The following is a 16,900-nucleotide window of genomic DNA, read 5'->3' as shown; positions in this document are numbered from 1 at the left end:
CGTTCCACCTGATTACAATACGCTTTAATCGTTTTGCGGCTGTATCCTCGTAAACGGCTCTTTGCTCCATGGATGGTTTCCCTTACTAGCTTTCCATTGCTGTAAATGCTCATTTTCCACCCACAATTCTGGGGTAATCAGAACGTCATCTGGATCAAACTGATTCATGAACTCCTGAAGAGCAGCTATGGTGTAAGGGATGATCCACACTTTTTGTTTGGCTTCCCACGTTCTGCCCTAATCCGACGATCCGTTCAATATTTGCTGGGTTATATGGGATATGGAGGGTATAGTAACTCAGCGGAACCTTTTGTTATGGTAATCGCCTTTTCAGTAGTAGCATATTTATTTATAGGAAACTCCTTCATCTGGAAAGGTTATGTTGATGAACCAAATTCGCAAAAACAAAAAGGAAGGCCCTTCTTCATCCACTAGGGAATCAGACGACCTTCCTATGCTTTTGGAACATATATGCTGTAAAAGTAAAGCAAGAGCGCGGCTTATTCAATGGCAAGCCGCGTAAGGGTGAGGTGCTGCGCCCGATGGGTGCAAGCACCTTATGAAGATGCACCACGTTCATTGACGCGGTGCTCATCACTTGCAGGCATCACCCGCGCGTAGCCGTGATGCCTGCCTATAAAGTGCCACGACCGCAAAGCCGTGGCACCTCTCCCTTCTGCATGATGCCAATTGGCCATGCAGCTTGTAGAAGGCCGCTGCACCTACATGGCAGCGGCTTCTTCTCCCAGCGGCAGCGTGTAATACTGCGCCTGCTGCCCTTCATGCTGCTGGTACACAACGACCAGCAGCGTCCGGCCTTTCGCGGCAAGCGGGCTGGCGCCAGCTAACACACGCTCAAGCCGGAACGGAAGCACATCCAGTACGGTGTGCTTCTGCAGTTCTTTTTCGCCGAGACCAAGGTCGGCGAAAGCACGGGCACCCATGACCGTCTGTGCGGTCATGGCCGAGGTCATCGGCAACGCACGCGAAGCGTTGCCGTCTTCCCCGTCTGCCGCTCCATCCGCGGCAGACCCTGTTGCGTCGCCCGCAGGGAGCGACGCTGCCCCCCCGGCTTCGCTGCCGATCATACCCGCCGCATCCGCGGCAGAGTCTTCCTTGGCAGCAGCCGAACTTCCCACAGCGGCACTCGGACCCGTGCCGCTACTTTCCAGCCATGCCGTGCCAGCGGCACCGGCAACACGTGGCAGACGAACGTCTTCCGGACGTTCAGCCAACGTTTTCATGTAACCCGCCCATTGGTCTTTCTGGAGCGGATCTTCCCACCAGATTTTGCGCGGTTTGTATTTGTGGCCGAGGAAATAATCCAGCTTCATCAAACCTAGAACGATATCCATATGCGGCGTATTCCGCGACTCCAGGAAGCTGTGCAGACGAGTAAACAGATCCTCCAGTTGGTGACCAATCTTCTGCCAGCCCTGACCCTCCCAGTAATCCCCGAACGCCTGGAAGAAATCAAACGGCGAATTGAACTCCTGCTCCATCAGATATTTCAACGTATGATCCATCCGGTGTGCGTTCCAGTATTTTTCCAACACATCTTCCAACCGCTTCAAGCGTACAATATCGCTAAACGGCAGCACATCACTGCCCAAAATCTCATACGGCGCGTGATCCATATACGTATAGTTGTACTTCTCTGCATCCAGACGCAGACCCGTACCACGCAGCATTTTGAGGAATCCAAGCTGAAGCTCTTCTGGCCCCAGTGCAAATACATCGTTAAACGTCTTGCGGAACGTATTGTAATCTTCCTCCGGCAGTCCGGCGATGAGATCCAGATGCTGGTCGATTTTCCCACTGGCTTTGACTTTGTTAACGGTCCGGCTCAGCTTGGTAAAGTTCTGGCGGCGTTTCACCAGTTCATTTGTCGGATCATTCGTGGATTGAACCCCGATCTCGAAGCGGAATGTGCCCGGCGGCGCATTCTCTGCCAGATAATCCAGTACCTCGGGACGCATAATGTCCGCTGTGATTTCAAACTGGAACACCGTCCCCTGATGATTCTCGATCAGGAATTTGAACATTTCGAGCGCATAATCCCGCTTGATGTTAAACGTCCGGTCTACAAACTTGATCAGCTTCGCGCCCTTCTCAATCAGGTACAGAATATCCGATTTCGTCCGCTCAATATCGTAATACCGCACGCCGACCTCAATACTGGACAGACAGAACTGACAACTGAACGGACAGCCCCGACTGGTCTCAAAATAAACAACCCGCTTCCCAAGCTCCGGAATATCCTCTTCAAAACGGTGCGGTGACGGCAGATCGTTCAGGTCCGCCTTCGGTCGTCCTGGCATGAGAATGACTTCTTCCCCTTTGCGATACGCCAGTCCATAGACAAAGTGGAACTTCTTGCTTCCCTCCAGCTCCGTCAACAGCTGATGTAGCGTCTCTTCCCCTTCACCCATCACGATGAAATCAACATTGGGAATCCGGTTCATCCAATATTCCGTGTCGTAGGACACTTCCGGCCCGCCCAGCAGAATTTTCACGTCAGGCATAACCTTTTTCAGATTATCAATGACCTTGATCGTCTCTTCGATGTTCCAGATGTAACACGAGAAACCAATCACGTCCGCCCCGCGCTGGTATAGATCAGACACTATGTTCATCACAGGGTCTTTGATCGTATACTCCGCCAGGTCAATATCAAAATCCTTCTCACTGTACGCCTTCAGACACCGCAAGGCCAAGGAGGTATGGATGTACTTTGCATTTAATGTAGAAAGAATAACCTTCATGGTTCACAACCTTTGCCTGGACACCCAGACCATATTTTTTTGGTAAAAGTAAACCTGCACAGCCATCCTGCCCCGGATGCTGTTCATCTAAACCTCTTTTGAACTAGCCATTCCATCTCTCATGGACATATCCAACTTTTGTCTTTCAAAGAGTGGACACTCTTTTCAAAAAGACATATACACCCCGCCAAACCAAAAACACAACATACAGTGCGCAATCAACTAAATAAAACTATATATTGTACATGCTACTTTCAGATATCCCTATCGCCAATGTCCACCCTTTGAAAGACAATTCACCTTAATTTGTCCACAATACAGAGACACACTATAGTCCAAGTCCATTTCAAACTTAATTGCGCTCCGGCTTTCGACAGGTTTGAAGATATCCTCTGGATAGACATATAGCATCTCTACAATCATTTAAGCTTTACGCACATGAGCCTCAAAGACCTGAAAGCGCGAATGTAACCACAATTCACACTTCATCCCAACTTGCTCATATCTGATTATACCCTTGCATACTACTCAAACTCGTAAAATGCATCATCATCTGTATCGACTTCTTCGCCCGATTGCTTTTGGAAAAACTCCAGAAACGGCAGTCCGTACTTGCGATACTTGACCTCACCCACCCCTTTGATATCCAGCATGTCTCGTTCTGTCTGTGGACATACCACACTCATCTCACGCAGGGTCGCATCATTGAAGATAATGTAGGATGGCACATGCTCTTTCGCCGCCAAATCACGCCGGATCAGACGCAATTGTTCGAATACCGTCTCGTTAACCGCAGATGGCATCGCATCGCGTCCACGACGTCCGCCATAATTCGTACCGGAAGCCGTCGCCGCTGTCTTGCGGACGACACGTTGCATCACTTCACGTTGACCTTTGAGCACTTCCACCGCAAGTGGTTGCAGACGTACAACTGGATACTGCCCCTCGGACAGCATCAGATATCCTTCCGATACCATCACGTTGATGATCTCCGATATCTCGCGCTCTGTCCGATTACCCATTACACCGTAGGTTGGCAGAGAGTTGAAGCCATAATCAAGTACCTTTTTGGCACGGGAGCCTTTGAGCACCGAAGCGACCAGCGATACACCATACCGTTCACGCATGCGGTGAATGCAGCTGAATATTTTCTGCGCATCAATCGTCATGTCTACCAGCTCGCGGTCGTCCGTACAGGAACTGCAAATACCGCAAGGTGTATCGTCATGCACCTCACCGAAATAGTCCAGCTGTGCACTGCGCAGACAGCGGGTCGTGTAACAGTAATCCACCATCTGTTGCAGCTTCCGGTAATCGTTCTGTTTGCGGTCGCCCTCCATCGGATTCTGCTCAATCAGAAACTTCTGGGTGATAATGTCCTGTGCCCCGAATAGCAGAATACACTGACTGGGCTCTCCGTCCCGTCCCGCACGCCCCGCTTCCTGCACGTAGGCTTCCATGTTCTTTGGCATGCTGTTATGAATAACGTAACGCACGTTCGATTTATCAATCCCCATCCCGAACGCATTCGTTGCCACCATCACTCGAATATCATCGTACAAAAAAGCTTCCTGGCTATGGGCCCGTTCATCATCCGTCATTCCAGCATGGTAGCGCCCAGCAGGCAATCCCGCCTGCAACAAACGCTGATGCAGATCGTCCACGTCCTTACGGGTCGCGGCGTACACTATACCCGGCTCGCTGGCATGCTCGCGCGCATAATTCAGGACAAAATCCTTCTTGCTCTCGCCGCGCAGCACGCTAAACGCCAGATTATCCCGCCCAAGTCCAGTCACATACGTCTGCGGATCCTGCAAACGCAGCAGCCGCAGAATATCGCCCATGACCTCGGGCGTCGCTGTAGCCGTAAAGGCCGCAACCACCGGCCGCTCCGGCAAACTGTCCACAAACGGCGCTACCGCAAGGTAGCTTGTCCGAAAATCATGACCCCACTGCGATACACAGTGGGCCTCATCCACGGCAACGCAAGAGATTGGCAAATAGCCCATCTCCTCGCGGAACCAATCCAGCTCCAGTCGCTCAGGCGCGACATAGAGCAACTTCAGCTCACCGCGCTGCGCCGCGCGGATGCGATCATTCACTTCTTTGCCGCTAAGTGTACTATTAATATACGCGGCAGCAATTCCGGCGGTCGTCAACGCATCGACCTGGTCCTTCATCAATGAGATCAATGGGGAGACAACAAGCGTCAGTCCCGAATATAACAGGGCGGGGATCTGATAACAGATCGACTTACCGCCCCCGGTTGGCATAATGCCGAGCGTATCTTCACGTTCGAGCAGGCTGGCTACAATTTTTTTCTGTCCCTCACGGAAGTCGGGGTAGCCATAATATTTTTGCAGGAGACCCTGCGCTTCTTCAATAGTAGGTGTTTGCACACTCATGTAAAGACTCCTTACTTATCACCGGTGTTCTTCCACCAGCTTGGTCCGATCCGATTCTGACATCCGAAAGCGGTTCATATACCGCATCCTTGACAACAAAATGGCGTTCTCATGACTTGTCCGTCAAGCAAACGCCGCTCCCTTTAGTTTAACGGCCCAGCCCCGAATGAGCAACCGCGTTTTACTGTAAAACGTTTAAAGCTTCTTCATTAAAATAAAAACAATCGTCCTGCCCTAGTTGGACAAAACGATTGCATTCATTTTGAAAAAACCTAAGCCACCCAGCGACTGTTTTGTACTGGATGCGCTTCTAATCTTTCAACGCCTCAACTTCAGACGCAGTTAGACCACTTGTTTGGGCAATCACTGAAATTTCAATACCAAAAGAAAGCATATTTTTCGCAATCTCAATCGCCTTTCTTTTTTCCCCTTCTACTAATCCCTTGGCTATTCCCTGTTCCGTAGCCCACTCAATCATCGAAGCTTCATTATGCAGATACTTCTGCCGTTCTTCATACAAACGACGCGCCTCCCGATCCTGACTCAAGAACTCCAGCGTATCCATTGCTTTCTTCAAAGTCGGTTCGTTCATTTGCAACACCTCCCAATTGGATCTATCCGCACCTTTCAGAAACAAAAGCCAGTTGATCAGCCCACCCACCACCGGAACGGATTGATCGTCCAGCTTGGACAGCTCCATGAAATGCACTTCAAGATCATCACTCAGTTCAAGTCCGGTGTGGTCTTCCCTCAGATGAAACACATTATGATAACGCTCGTTCGCGATAAACGAGTAATTTAAAATATTAATGGTCACACACTTTTTCAGTTCCTTGTACGTTTGGCCTTCCTGCAACTGACTGGAATAACGCTTGCTCCAATAGTATAGGGTCCGCTTTTCAATATCGTATTTATTAAATAACTGCATCTCAATGTTAATCAATTTACCTTCAGCTGTTTTCGCCCAAATATCAAATATGGACTGTTTATCTAGTGGAGCATCTTTATCTGTGTACGGGTTGAGAAGTACAATCTCCGTCAGCGGCTGTTCCCCCCGATTCTGCAAACGTTCGGTTCAAGAACACCAGCAGGACATCTTTATTTTCCTCACTGCCAAAAATACGTTTGAAAACAAAATCGTTCCGAGGATCGAGCAAATCAGACATCTGACCATCAACTCCGTTTCTTTCTATTATACCATGTCGGGTGCGAATTTTTGCAGAGCACTCTTCGATATCTGAATGAATTAACTAACTCCAATTTCGTTTTTAAATGTGATCTCTCATACGGTTCGTACATTAAATAAGGATAAATATAATTCCGCAAATCGTGTCCATTAATTATTTCGTACGAGCTCACTTATCTACAACTGCTGCTTTTGCATTCATCCGATAATACAATCCTTTCCTCTGCATCAACTGTTCATGCGTCCCATCCTCGGCAATTCGGCCTTTCTCCATTACAAGGATACGAGAACACTGACGAGCGATCTCCATGCGATGTGTGACAAGCAACCCGATTCTGCCTTTCATAAAGTTCAGCAAGTGATTCATCACCCTCTGTTCTGTCTGAATATCCAGTGATGACGTTGGTTCGTCCAGGATGTACAGATCGGATGACCTCATAAAGAGCCTGGCTAGCGACAGTCGCTGCTGTTGTCCTCCAGATATATTGGAGCCTTTCTCTTGCAACATGGCTGCGTATTGTCCTTCCTGAGCCTCAATGTATTCATGCAAACCTGCCTGCTTTGCCGCAAGCTTCACTCTGTCCAATGTAACGTCTGAACTCAGACGAATATTTTCTTCGATCGTTCCTGTAAAAAAAGTTGGTGTCTGCGGCATATACGTCAGCTTGGATTGATCATCCATCTCTATATACTCTGCAACATGTTGATCACCCAGCAATGCGCTTCCGTTTGTTGGCTCGATCAGCCCTGCACACACTTGGCACAGTGTAGATTTGCCAGCACCACTGGCGCCAACTACAGCAACCAGTTCACCAGGAACCAGATTAAGCGTAATCTGATCCAAAATCTTCCGACCACTGTCTTCATCGGTTAACGTAACCTGTTGAAGACGTAGCATGGTAATTTCGTTCTCTTTGTGTGCCCCTTTTTGTGTACTCCCTTGATCTTGGTTACAAATTCCCTGTGCAAACTCCTCGTGCTTAGTATTAGATGCGTCAGTCTTCTTGTTCTCCGCCAATTTCAACCATGCAGAGATACGTCCAAATGCTCCCACGCTGGCTTGCATCTGACTCCACTGGCTAGACAAGCCGAGTACTGGCCACACCACCAATTCAAAGAGCAGACTACTTGCGACAACCATGCCCGGAGACAGAGTTCCCCTAGCCGCTGACAGAGCAATCAGGAACAACGCTGCCAATTGAGCCAGACCAAACACCGCCATCGCCACGTTATCCGACATGCTCAGTGTCATCTGTAACTTGGCCTGAACACGATTCAGTGATTGTTGTTGTGTTCGAAAGCGAGTGAGAAACCACGGTGAAGCATCATACATCTGAATCACCGGTATCCCTTCAACATACTGCTGTATCTGTTCTTGGGACTCGCCTTCTCTGGATTCGACCTCATCGGACAGATGTACAATTCGCTGATCATACAACCTCGCCGTGAACCAGATTGCCCCTGCACTTACCAAGGCGATAACCGCAACCCATGCATCTGCTCTGTACAAGTATCCCAGCGATAGAGCAATGATGAACACAACCGTAACACCCTCTGCAATAGCCTCCACAACTTCTGCACCATGCTTCGTGTCCTCTTTGATGCGAAGCATCACATCCCCGGACTTCTGTCTGCGCACCCAGGAATAGGGCATCCGGTTCAACAGTTTCAACAGATCCATCGACATGTCCCGTTGCATAGACTCCTTGAGCCATACCAGCACATACCGATGCATCGCGAGCAATACGATAAACCCTGCCAGAATGGCGATAAAGATCAATGCCGTAGCATTAAGCTGCTCCTGTCCCCCATCATGAATGGCATCCACGAAGAATCCCTGTACGAAGGCAAGTCCCCAATCGAAGATTGCATCTGCTGCAATAAAAATGAGCAAGATCACTACAGCTAATCCATAAGGCTTCATCCATCGAAAAATAACGGGCCATACCGTTGCCAGTGATACAGCTTGCTTTGGGTCATCTGGAACATGACTTTCGTTCATCTGATGATCAACTTCTATTTCATTATTTTCATTTATCTCATTTGCTCCACTTTTCTCATGACTGCTCTTCATTCCAACATCATCGGCATATGCTGCATCTTCAATCTTGTTACTCATGCTGTCCCTCCACTTCCGTATCCTGCTCCGCAATATAGCTTCGATATCCGTTTGCACGATCCAGCAATTCACGATGAGTCCCCGTATCTTCGACGCGTCCCTTCTGAATATAGATGACCTGATCCGCCCGTTCTATCAGCGATAATCGATGAGTAACTGCAATGACCGTTGTGCCTTTGTCAGCAGTAATTCTCGCCAAGAGATCATTCAATCGTTGCTCATGTAAAGGGTCTTGAGATGACGTCGGTTCATCCAACAATAGAATATCCGGGTTCCTCAGCATCGCTCTGGCCAAACTAATACGCTGAAGCTCTCCACCCGACATCGTCCCGCCTTGTGGCCGAAGCTCTGTCCCATAACCGAGCGATTGACGCATAATCGCGTCATGTGCATGCGTCATGTGGGCTGCAACCTCTACTTGATCGGCAGATACCCCCTCTTGTCCAAAAACAATATTCTCTTCCACTGTACCTGTGAAAATAAAGGCTTGTTGTGGAACATACACCTGATTGACATGTGTTGTGTGAACTTCGTTCACACCATTCAGTGAATTCTTCTGATTCATGACCTGGATCGAGCCAGTAACAGGTCTATCTAATCCGGCTATTAACTTCAATAACGTGGTTTTCCCGCATCCACTTGGCCCAGTGATTACAGTTAGCTTTCCTTTCTTGGCCTCAAAAGAAATATCCGTTAACACTTCTTCTTGCTCCGCATACCTATAAGACACATGCTGCACGTTGATGCCACCCGGTTTAGATTGCTTTTCAAGCTGCTCTAAATGCGTATCGGAACGTACATATGTATTGGTACTTGTATTAGCAGCCCCATCCTTTCTCTCCAAATCCAGTACTTCAAAGATTCTGGATGCGTGAGAAGCAGAACCAATAAAATCATTCCAAAGCCCGGATAGCGACTCAATTGGACGAGTTAACTGACTGCTTGCCACCAGAAAAGCAGCCAGGCCTCCTACATCCATATGTCCATTCAGTACCTGCATGCCACCTAAATAGAGAATCAGAATCATGCCACCATAGGTCGAGACCCGTCCGGCTGCTTCCGAAAGACGTTGTAATACAGATACAGACATAGTATGTCTGAACACTTGATCCATTCGATCTTTAAATTGATGATGAACATAACCCGCGAGTCCGTAACTTCGGATCTCAACTGGGGCTTGGATGATTTCAGTTAGCATCTCATCTCTTGACGCTGCACTGGCATTCAACTGATCATGCTGTCGCTGCAGACGTTTACCCAATCCTACCGTTACAAGAGGATAGATTAACGTGAATGCAATGATAGCCAACGACAACGGCAAGTTCACCCAGCTGAAGTAAGCAAAGGCAAGAATCAGCTGAATGATATTTTTTGCTAGTTCAATGCCATGTTGGTTTATCCCCTTCTGTGCTTCCTTGGCTGAAGTCCATATCCTGGAGGTTAGGTCACCCGTGTGATAATGTGCCAGATCGCGTGTCTCTGTGTTGCCTAGAGATGAGAGCAGTAGAGACTGCATAGACAATAATGTCTTTTGCTGAAATAACGTCTCGACCCTCGTCATGAATGCGGTTACAACCAATCGTAATACTACAATGCTAACGCCTATGATCAGACCTGAGTAGAGTAACGAAAACTGTGCTTCGGTAGCACCTTTGACCAGTCTTCGGATCGACTCCAAATAACCGACCTCAATCAGGGAGACCATACATGCGGCGAAAAGTAACAGAATGATGAACACACGGTACTTGCCCGTTAATGTCCATAATCGAGTTATCATGCCTAACGTTGTATACGTTCTTTTGTCAGCTAACATGGATGGTTTCTCCAATCTTGTCATTAAATTATGTACTTGGTTATGATATCATCGGTGATAAGGAAAAAATGAACATTTATTGCTGTAAGTACTATTTGAAGTAGGGAGATTGCTATGCAACATGATTTGCTAGACACACTGGATAAACTATTCGACTACATAGAAGACCATATTCAAGACAAATTAACGCTGGATCATCTGGCATCTGTGACTCATGTATCCAAGTTCCACCTGCATCGCATGTTCAAACATGCAAGTGGACAATTGCCTGGAGAATACATCCGTTCACGCAAATTGGCACGCAGCCTGGAGCAATTGGTGAACTTGAATTGGAAAATTATCGATATCAGTGGACATTACGCTTTTGAACATGAACAATCCTACATACGTGCTTTCAAACAAACCTTTGGGATCACCCCCTTGCAATATCGCAAACAGGGAGCTGGAGACCTTGAATTCACAGCCCGTCTGACTTCGTCCATGATCACGATGCTTCCGTACGGATATATTTTCACACCAACGTATGTAAGAAAACCGGCTATGAAACTCATCGGACAACGTTCCCATATTCGGTATGCAGACAATGAAGAACACTATGAAGCCAATTCAGCAGGCAACGATTTTTTTGAAAAACACTTTCATTCGATTCCTAATGTGTTGCAGCCTAACGTCTATATTGGATTTACCAATGAGATTAACGAGGATTACAGTACATATCAACCGTCTGTAGAAGTGTCCACTCTGGATCATATCCCTGAAGACCTGAATGGACTTGAGGTCCCGGCCAACCAGTATGCCGTATTCAAATTCGTTTGTGATTTCCATCCAAGTCTGATCAACATTGATCATCTGGACAGTGTCTGGACATTTATCGATGAATATTGGCAGAGCCATTCGGGGTACGAGAAGAGTGATTCATACTATTTTGAACGAATTGATGGCAGTTTGGCTCAGGACCACTACGGAGAAATGGACATTTATATTCCTGCAAAGCAAATTTCACTGTAGGTGGAGGTTCGATACTTATGAATCAAATTAAGCAAGCTAGTTCAAGTTCATCCCATACAGATTCTCGCAAACCTTGGATACGTAGACACCCTTTTTTCACCACATTTTCATTGTTGATTCTTGTACTGTTCGTTGCCTTATTCCTGTATTTCTGGCTCCGTCCATACTTCTCCACATTTGACCGTTCCGAACTGGGAGATCTGAGTTATTCCATGCCTTCACGGAACGGTGAATATACTGCCGAGATTTACGGCGTACCTTATGGTGGTGCGGCAGGCGGTGTTACGATCTGGGTCGATGTGAAGAAGACAAATGCCCCTGAGGACGCCACAGTACAAACGATCTATCGTGCCGAGCACCACGGAAATAACCATCTTGAATGGGAAAGTGAAAACACACTCCGGATTGAAAACTGGAATGAATACACGGATGAGACCATTACCCTCAATATCGATGACGAAATATATGATGGACGGGGCTGGGCGTGCAAGAGCTTACGGATGAAAGACCACTATGTGCGTTGCCTGGCACCGAAAAGCAAAGCAACTTAGCAGCTAAAATGACGCCCCTAAGCAATGAAGGTCTCATCTTGTGCGTAATACACACGGCATCTCACATCAGAAGTTCCACGCTGCGTATGCCTTGTGAAAATTTCGCCAAATGCCAGCCTTTGCTTACACAATGACGTGAGATACACGCGGTACAAGAAGCGTAAAAAGCCCCACTCACCGACTCTTTCGGTCAAGCGGGGCTACTCTTGTTCATTAACAACTTCGCAACCATCGACTTAAAACTTATGGCAGAATTATCATTTATCTATCCTATCTATGATACCTCATAATCTGCTTCTGCTTCTGCTTCTGCTTCTGCTTCTGCTTCTGCTTCTGCTTCTGCTTCTGCTTCTGCTTCTGCTTCTGCTTCTGCTTCTGCTTCTGCTTCTGCTTCTGCTTCTGCTTCTGCTTCTGCTTCTGCTTCTGCTTCTGCTTCTGCTTCTGCTTCTGCTTCTGCTTCTGCTTCTGCTTCTGCTTCTGCTCACAATTGTGCCCCACACTCTATTTCCACTCAACCCTTATTTCACACTGATCCGTCCTATCTTATCCTACAGCAACGACTCGTTTTTGTTGTTCTTTCAATTCTGCTTCAATCTATTGCCTTATTCCTTCTTCCCGCTTAAACCCCTTCTGTCCTCATCTGTCCCAGTTCGTCTTCCTACTTATGAGGTGAGACTTCACCACGATCTTCCCGCTCCTTCATCTCCTTGCGCACCACCACTTCGAGCTTCTGCCGATTGGCAAGCAGCCCTGGATCGTTTGGCAAATACTCACGGGCTTTGGTGTTATGCATCAATGCCTGCTCCCAGTTGCCCAGATGGGCATAACAAAGAGATAAACGAGCATGTGGCAGCCAGGTACGGCAGGCCGCGGGTACCGGACGAAGGCCTGGATCGCGGCTACTCACATCGACTGCCTGCATATACCAGTAGATTGCCGAGACGGGTTCATGCCGTTCATGGAAACAGGCCGCAATGGCGCAACAGAAATCGGCATGTGGCAAATCATACTGGAAAGACAGCAGCAATGCGCCGAGCTTACGACCCGGGTTGCCTAGTCGTTCATAACATTCTGCCAGCCTCGCGCAGGCAATTAGGTAATCCTCGCGGTAACCGCTTGGCTGTTCCAGCAGCTTCGCGTACCCGCGTGCCGCCGCCGCATAACGCTTGCGGTCATAACATTCGCCTGCATAATAGAACAGCAGGCGACCTTGGGCTACGCCCTCTTCGGCGATCCATTTGCGCAGAATGCGCACGTTTCGCGCCGAATGATGTCCCGCTTCGCGGCGATGTGTGACGGCAATGTCTGCCGTAATGACCTCGCCCTGCGGGAAGCTGAGCTGCTCGTGCAGCCGGCCATGCCAGCGACACCCGGCATCCCGCTTGACCAGGCGAAGGCGTCGGTCCGTCACAAGTGGACTTCCCTCCGCTCCCTCGGCCAGCGTGTAGTTCAAGATCACAGCTTCCGTCTTCCCCCCGGACGGAAGCTGCTGCTTCAACACCTCCAGCTTCGCCCGTTCCGCAGGCAGCAGCACATCATCCGCATCCAGCCACAGGATATACTCCTGCGTGGCCTTGGCGAATGACTCATTCCGCGCAGCGGCAAAGTCTTCCTTCCATTCATACGTGTAGACCTGGTCGGTATACTCCGCAGCGATGTCCATCGTACGATCCGATGAACCGGTATCCACAATGACAATCTCGTCCGCGATGCCAGCAACCGAGTCGAGACAGCGTGCCAGCGTGCGTTCCTCGTTCTTCACAATCATGCACAGACTGATGGTGATCACGTTTTGAGCCCCTTCCTGTCGAACGCGTATTGCGAAATGTCATGACGGCTTTGTTCTTTCATTGACCAGGTACTTCGAACACCGTACTAACATTTGGTATTTGGAACTTAGTACCGGTACATGTACTACAACACTCTAATTGGCTGCTTCAAGCACACGATTAACTTGTATCCCAGGATCATCAGGAATATCGCTACAAGCAACTGCTTTCACACTCCCACTGTGGCTAACGAACCGAGGTAACGCTATTCGGTGTATATCAGCCTATTGGAAAATCTAACGAATCTGAGGCGCGCTATTCATGCTTTTTAGGCATCCATTCCCCGTTTATCGCAGCTTTCGGATGAAATAGCGTCGCTTAGATTCGTTAGATTTTTACCTTCTCAAAAATCACCAATATAAGGCGTGTGAGATTCCTTAGAACATAAGCTGTCTCTGTCGTCACAAAACATCAGTGGAATAGAGATTCTCCTTCTATAGGATCTAATAAATGATCTAATTAAGATTCTAATAGGGATCTAATAAAGATCTGATAAGTGATCTGAGACGCGTGTATAAGAGACTTTTTTTGAGACCACCGCCTCTATACTCCAAAGTGGAATGGCCCGATCTCCTTCACAAGGAGAAGCTTAATGTTGATCCAGAGCACCCACCTCTTCACATTTACTCTAGCAGGCTGTTTTCCCCTAGTCCTACAATTTGCGTTTTGTTAGCGTCTACCTATACCTTTGCCTTCACAGTTTCTTGCAACACAGTTGCAGTGTCCTTGGGTTTGGGTTTGGGTTTGGGTTTGGGTTTGGGTTTGGGTTTGGGTTTAGCTTTTGCTTTTGCTTTTGCTTTTGCTTTTGCTTTTGCTTTTGCTTTTGCTTTTGGGTTAGCACTTGTCCTTGAGTTCGCCTCTAACCCTGCCCTTGCCTCTATCTCTACCGATATCCCTTTTCCTTCCACTCTTCCCCTACCTTCACTGCTACCCTTCCCCACTCTCCTGACGGCGAAGCCGTTTCACCTGCTCCACCGCACTGTCCAGTACCTTCTTGCGCTGTTTCATTGCGCGGAGATGCTGTTGTTCCACCTCGGCAAAATGCGCATGATCCAACCCCATCCACTCCATCAGTTGATCTAACGTTGGCGACATATGCAGTTGTGTTCTTCGCCGTCTGCGGGCCACGCAACATAGATATTTATGATGAACTTCCAGTTTCAAGACTTCAAAATACGGCATAAGGGTCATCGCCAGATTTCCTGCATAGAAGGTCTGCTTGTGATCATAGAACGGATGATATCCATATGGCACGGTTACAACCAGCGTCCCCTCTTCTTGCAACAGCCGATGAATCTGAATCAATAACGTCTCTGGATGAGCAAAATGCTCCAACACTTCTCCAAGCAGTACCGTGTCAAAAGTCGTTCTGACTTTCCATTGCGTAATATCCAGCATCCGAAAATCCACATTGTTCCTGACCGGCCTGGATTCTTTGGCAAGCTCTTCTTGTGCATACCGAATGCTCTCTTCCTCCAGATCAATGCCAGTGACACGAAATCCTTCACGTCCCAGCAGAATTGACGTAATGCCCTGACTGCACCCGACATCCAGGATGCGTTTGCCTGTCGCCTCACGGCACATCCAGTGGATACGTGTTCTCGTCGCTTCATGAGAATCTTCCGAGTTAATCTCGCCATAGTAACGTTCACTTACACGATCATGATTTGCCATGGGCATCTCCCTGATCCTTGTCGGGATCGATGGCAACTTCATGGTGAGCTGCAGTATCCTCGACTGCCGTTTCTTTTTGTCCAACCCATGCTACGATCTCCTGTTGCTCACGAACTCCATTCACCTCAGGCCGTACAGGCTGGCCCAGCACCACAATATTTCCCCCCTGGCAGTCGGCCGTTGCGTTACGTGTATCGAAAATCAGCTTCGCATGATCTGCCATCTCCTGATAATTGAATCCCGAATGATCCGTTGTGATGATCACCAAGTCAGCCCATGCCCACAATTCCGGCACCGCCGGACTAGCGTGCAGCACTGTCCCATCATCCTTGCGAAAGACAGGCACCATCGGATCGGTGAAAACCACTTCTGCCCCCGCTGCGCTCAGCAGCCGAAAGACGTCCAGCGCTGGCGATTCGCGCAAGTCGTCAATGTCTTTTTTGTAAGCCATACCCGCGAGTACAACACGTGCTCCCCGCACAGATACACCCTTTTGCTCCAGCAGCTCCGCGGCACGCTTCACCACTCTCTCTGGCATTTGCCGATTGGTTGCATCCGCCAGCTGAATGAATTGCAGCTCCGATCCCTGACGGTTTGCCGCCCAGGACAGATAGATCGGATCGATCGGGATACAGTGTCCGCCGATGCCGGGACCGGGATAAAATGGCATGTAACCAAACGGCTTGGTTGCCGCTGCACCCAACACCTCCCAGATGTTCACTCCCATCTGTTCACAGGCCGGAGTCAGCTCATTCACAAGGGCAATATTGACACTGCGAAATGTATTTTCGAACAGCTTCGCCGTCTCCGCAACCGTTGTTGAACTAACCGGCACAACTTCGTTGAGGAACGAGCCGTAGAACTGTTTACCATAATTCAGACAGGCGGGTGTAGAGCCGCCAATAATCTTCGGCGTATTTTTCACACCATAATGCACGCTGCCCGGATCTACCCGCTCTGGAGAATAACAAACGTAGAACTGTTCTCCGGCTCGCCAGCCATTTTCCGCTTCAATCGGTTGTTTCACACGTTCTTCCGTCGTGCCCGGATAAGTCGTGCTTTCCAATATAACAAGGCTGCCTTCTTGCAAATACGGAGTCATGCCATCCACCGCCGCCGAGATATATGAGATATCCGGTTGATGTTCAGCGGTCAGTGGGGTGGGCACACAGATTACAATGACATTCGCCTGTGCCACCGCTGCATAATCCGTACTGGCCGTGAACAAACCTGCCCGCATTAGAGACTGCAGGACATCATCCTCAATGCCAATGACATACGAGTGCCCTGCACGCAGCTTGTTTACCTTGGAGGTATCGATATCGATCCCGTGGACCTGATAACCTGCCTGGGCCATCTCCATGGCCATGGGTAAACCTACATAACCGAGACCGATGACAACAGCTTTCAAGGAGCGGTCATGAATAGGTTGTATTAGGGTACGCGGCTGTAATTCTTCATTTCTTTCGTGCTGCTCATGCTGATGATTCTCTTCCGTTCCTTCCAACTCCAAATGCTCCGCCTCCCTTCGGCGGGCGTGTCTGAAAACT

General features: G+C 48.7%; 11 protein-coding genes and 1 pseudogene. 2 read left to right on the top strand and 10 right to left on the bottom strand.

What is annotated here, in order from left to right:
• Nucleotides 1-722 precede the first annotated feature (722 nt).
• The 5 genes and pseudogenes from NKT06_RS07700 to NKT06_RS07680 form a co-directional block, all read right to left on the bottom strand.
• Nucleotides 723-2,765 carry a B12-binding domain-containing radical SAM protein gene (locus NKT06_RS07700; protein ID WP_253432131.1) on the bottom strand — a complete coding sequence of 681 codons (2,043 nt, stop codon included), beginning with the start codon at nucleotides 2,763-2,765 and terminating at the stop codon, nucleotides 723-725.
• 524 nt (nucleotides 2,766-3,289) lie between these two features.
• Nucleotides 3,290-5,170 (bottom strand): DNA helicase RecQ, encoded by a 1,881-nt coding sequence (gene recQ / locus NKT06_RS07695; RefSeq protein WP_253432128.1) that lies wholly within the window; start codon nucleotides 5,168-5,170, stop codon nucleotides 3,290-3,292.
• Between the two features lie 310 nt (nucleotides 5,171-5,480).
• Nucleotides 5,481-6,336 (bottom strand): annotated as a pseudogene (locus NKT06_RS07690) (Rpn family recombination-promoting nuclease/putative transposase).
• Nucleotides 6,337-6,525: 189 nt separating this feature from the next.
• Nucleotides 6,526-8,475, bottom strand: coding sequence for an ABC transporter ATP-binding protein (locus NKT06_RS07685; RefSeq protein ID WP_253432125.1), 1,950 nt, complete (start codon nucleotides 8,473-8,475; stop codon nucleotides 6,526-6,528).
• Nucleotides 8,468-10,288: an ABC transporter ATP-binding protein gene (locus tag NKT06_RS07680; protein ID WP_253432123.1), complete on the bottom strand. Its 1,821-nt coding sequence runs from the start codon at nucleotides 10,286-10,288 to the stop codon at nucleotides 8,468-8,470. The genes NKT06_RS07685 and NKT06_RS07680 overlap by 8 nt, the downstream gene beginning before the upstream one ends.
• A 114-nt stretch (nucleotides 10,289-10,402) precedes the next feature.
• Here NKT06_RS07680 and NKT06_RS07675 point away from each other — a divergent pair, with 114 nt between their 5' ends.
• Nucleotides 10,403-11,296, top strand: coding sequence for an AraC family transcriptional regulator (locus NKT06_RS07675; RefSeq protein ID WP_253432120.1), 894 nt, complete (start codon nucleotides 10,403-10,405; stop codon nucleotides 11,294-11,296).
• Nucleotides 11,297-11,313: 17 nt separating this feature from the next.
• Nucleotides 11,314-11,847 carry a DUF5412 family protein gene (locus tag NKT06_RS07670; protein WP_253432116.1) on the top strand — a complete coding sequence of 178 codons (534 nt, stop codon included), beginning with the start codon at nucleotides 11,314-11,316 and terminating at the stop codon, nucleotides 11,845-11,847.
• A 270-nt stretch (nucleotides 11,848-12,117) separates the two neighbouring features.
• On the opposite strand, the gene NKT06_RS07665 is transcribed toward NKT06_RS07670, so the two are convergent.
• From NKT06_RS07665 to NKT06_RS07645, 5 genes are all read right to left on the bottom strand, one after another.
• Nucleotides 12,118-12,345 carry a hypothetical protein gene (locus NKT06_RS07665; RefSeq protein WP_253432113.1) on the bottom strand — a complete coding sequence of 76 codons (228 nt, stop codon included), beginning with the start codon at nucleotides 12,343-12,345 and terminating at the stop codon, nucleotides 12,118-12,120.
• A gap of 160 nt (nucleotides 12,346-12,505) precedes the next feature.
• Complete coding sequence (locus tag NKT06_RS07660; protein ID WP_253432111.1) at nucleotides 12,506-13,636, bottom strand: glycosyltransferase family 2 protein; 1,131 nt, start codon at nucleotides 13,634-13,636, stop codon at nucleotides 12,506-12,508.
• 720 nt (nucleotides 13,637-14,356) lie between these two features.
• The gene (locus NKT06_RS07655) at nucleotides 14,357-14,584 is read right to left on the bottom strand and encodes a hypothetical protein (RefSeq protein ID WP_253432107.1); all 228 of its coding nucleotides are present in this window, start codon (nucleotides 14,582-14,584) and stop codon (nucleotides 14,357-14,359) included.
• Between the two features lie 19 nt (nucleotides 14,585-14,603).
• Nucleotides 14,604-15,350, bottom strand: a complete 747-nt coding sequence (locus NKT06_RS07650; protein ID WP_253432104.1) for a class I SAM-dependent methyltransferase — start codon at nucleotides 15,348-15,350, stop codon at nucleotides 14,604-14,606.
• A complete protein-coding gene (locus tag NKT06_RS07645; RefSeq protein ID WP_253432101.1) occupies nucleotides 15,337-16,863 on the bottom strand; it encodes a nucleotide sugar dehydrogenase in 1,527 nt (508 codons plus the stop codon). Before NKT06_RS07645 ends, NKT06_RS07650 begins: the two co-directional genes overlap by 14 nt.
• Nucleotides 16,864-16,900 lie beyond the last annotated feature (37 nt).

It is taken from the genome of Paenibacillus sp. 1781tsa1 (genome assembly GCF_024159265.1).
In the GTDB taxonomy this organism is placed as follows: Bacteria; Bacillota; Bacilli; order Paenibacillales; family Paenibacillaceae; genus Paenibacillus.
The sequence above is the reverse complement of the archived record's forward strand: the minus strand, read 5'-3'. Positions and strand labels throughout refer to the sequence as shown.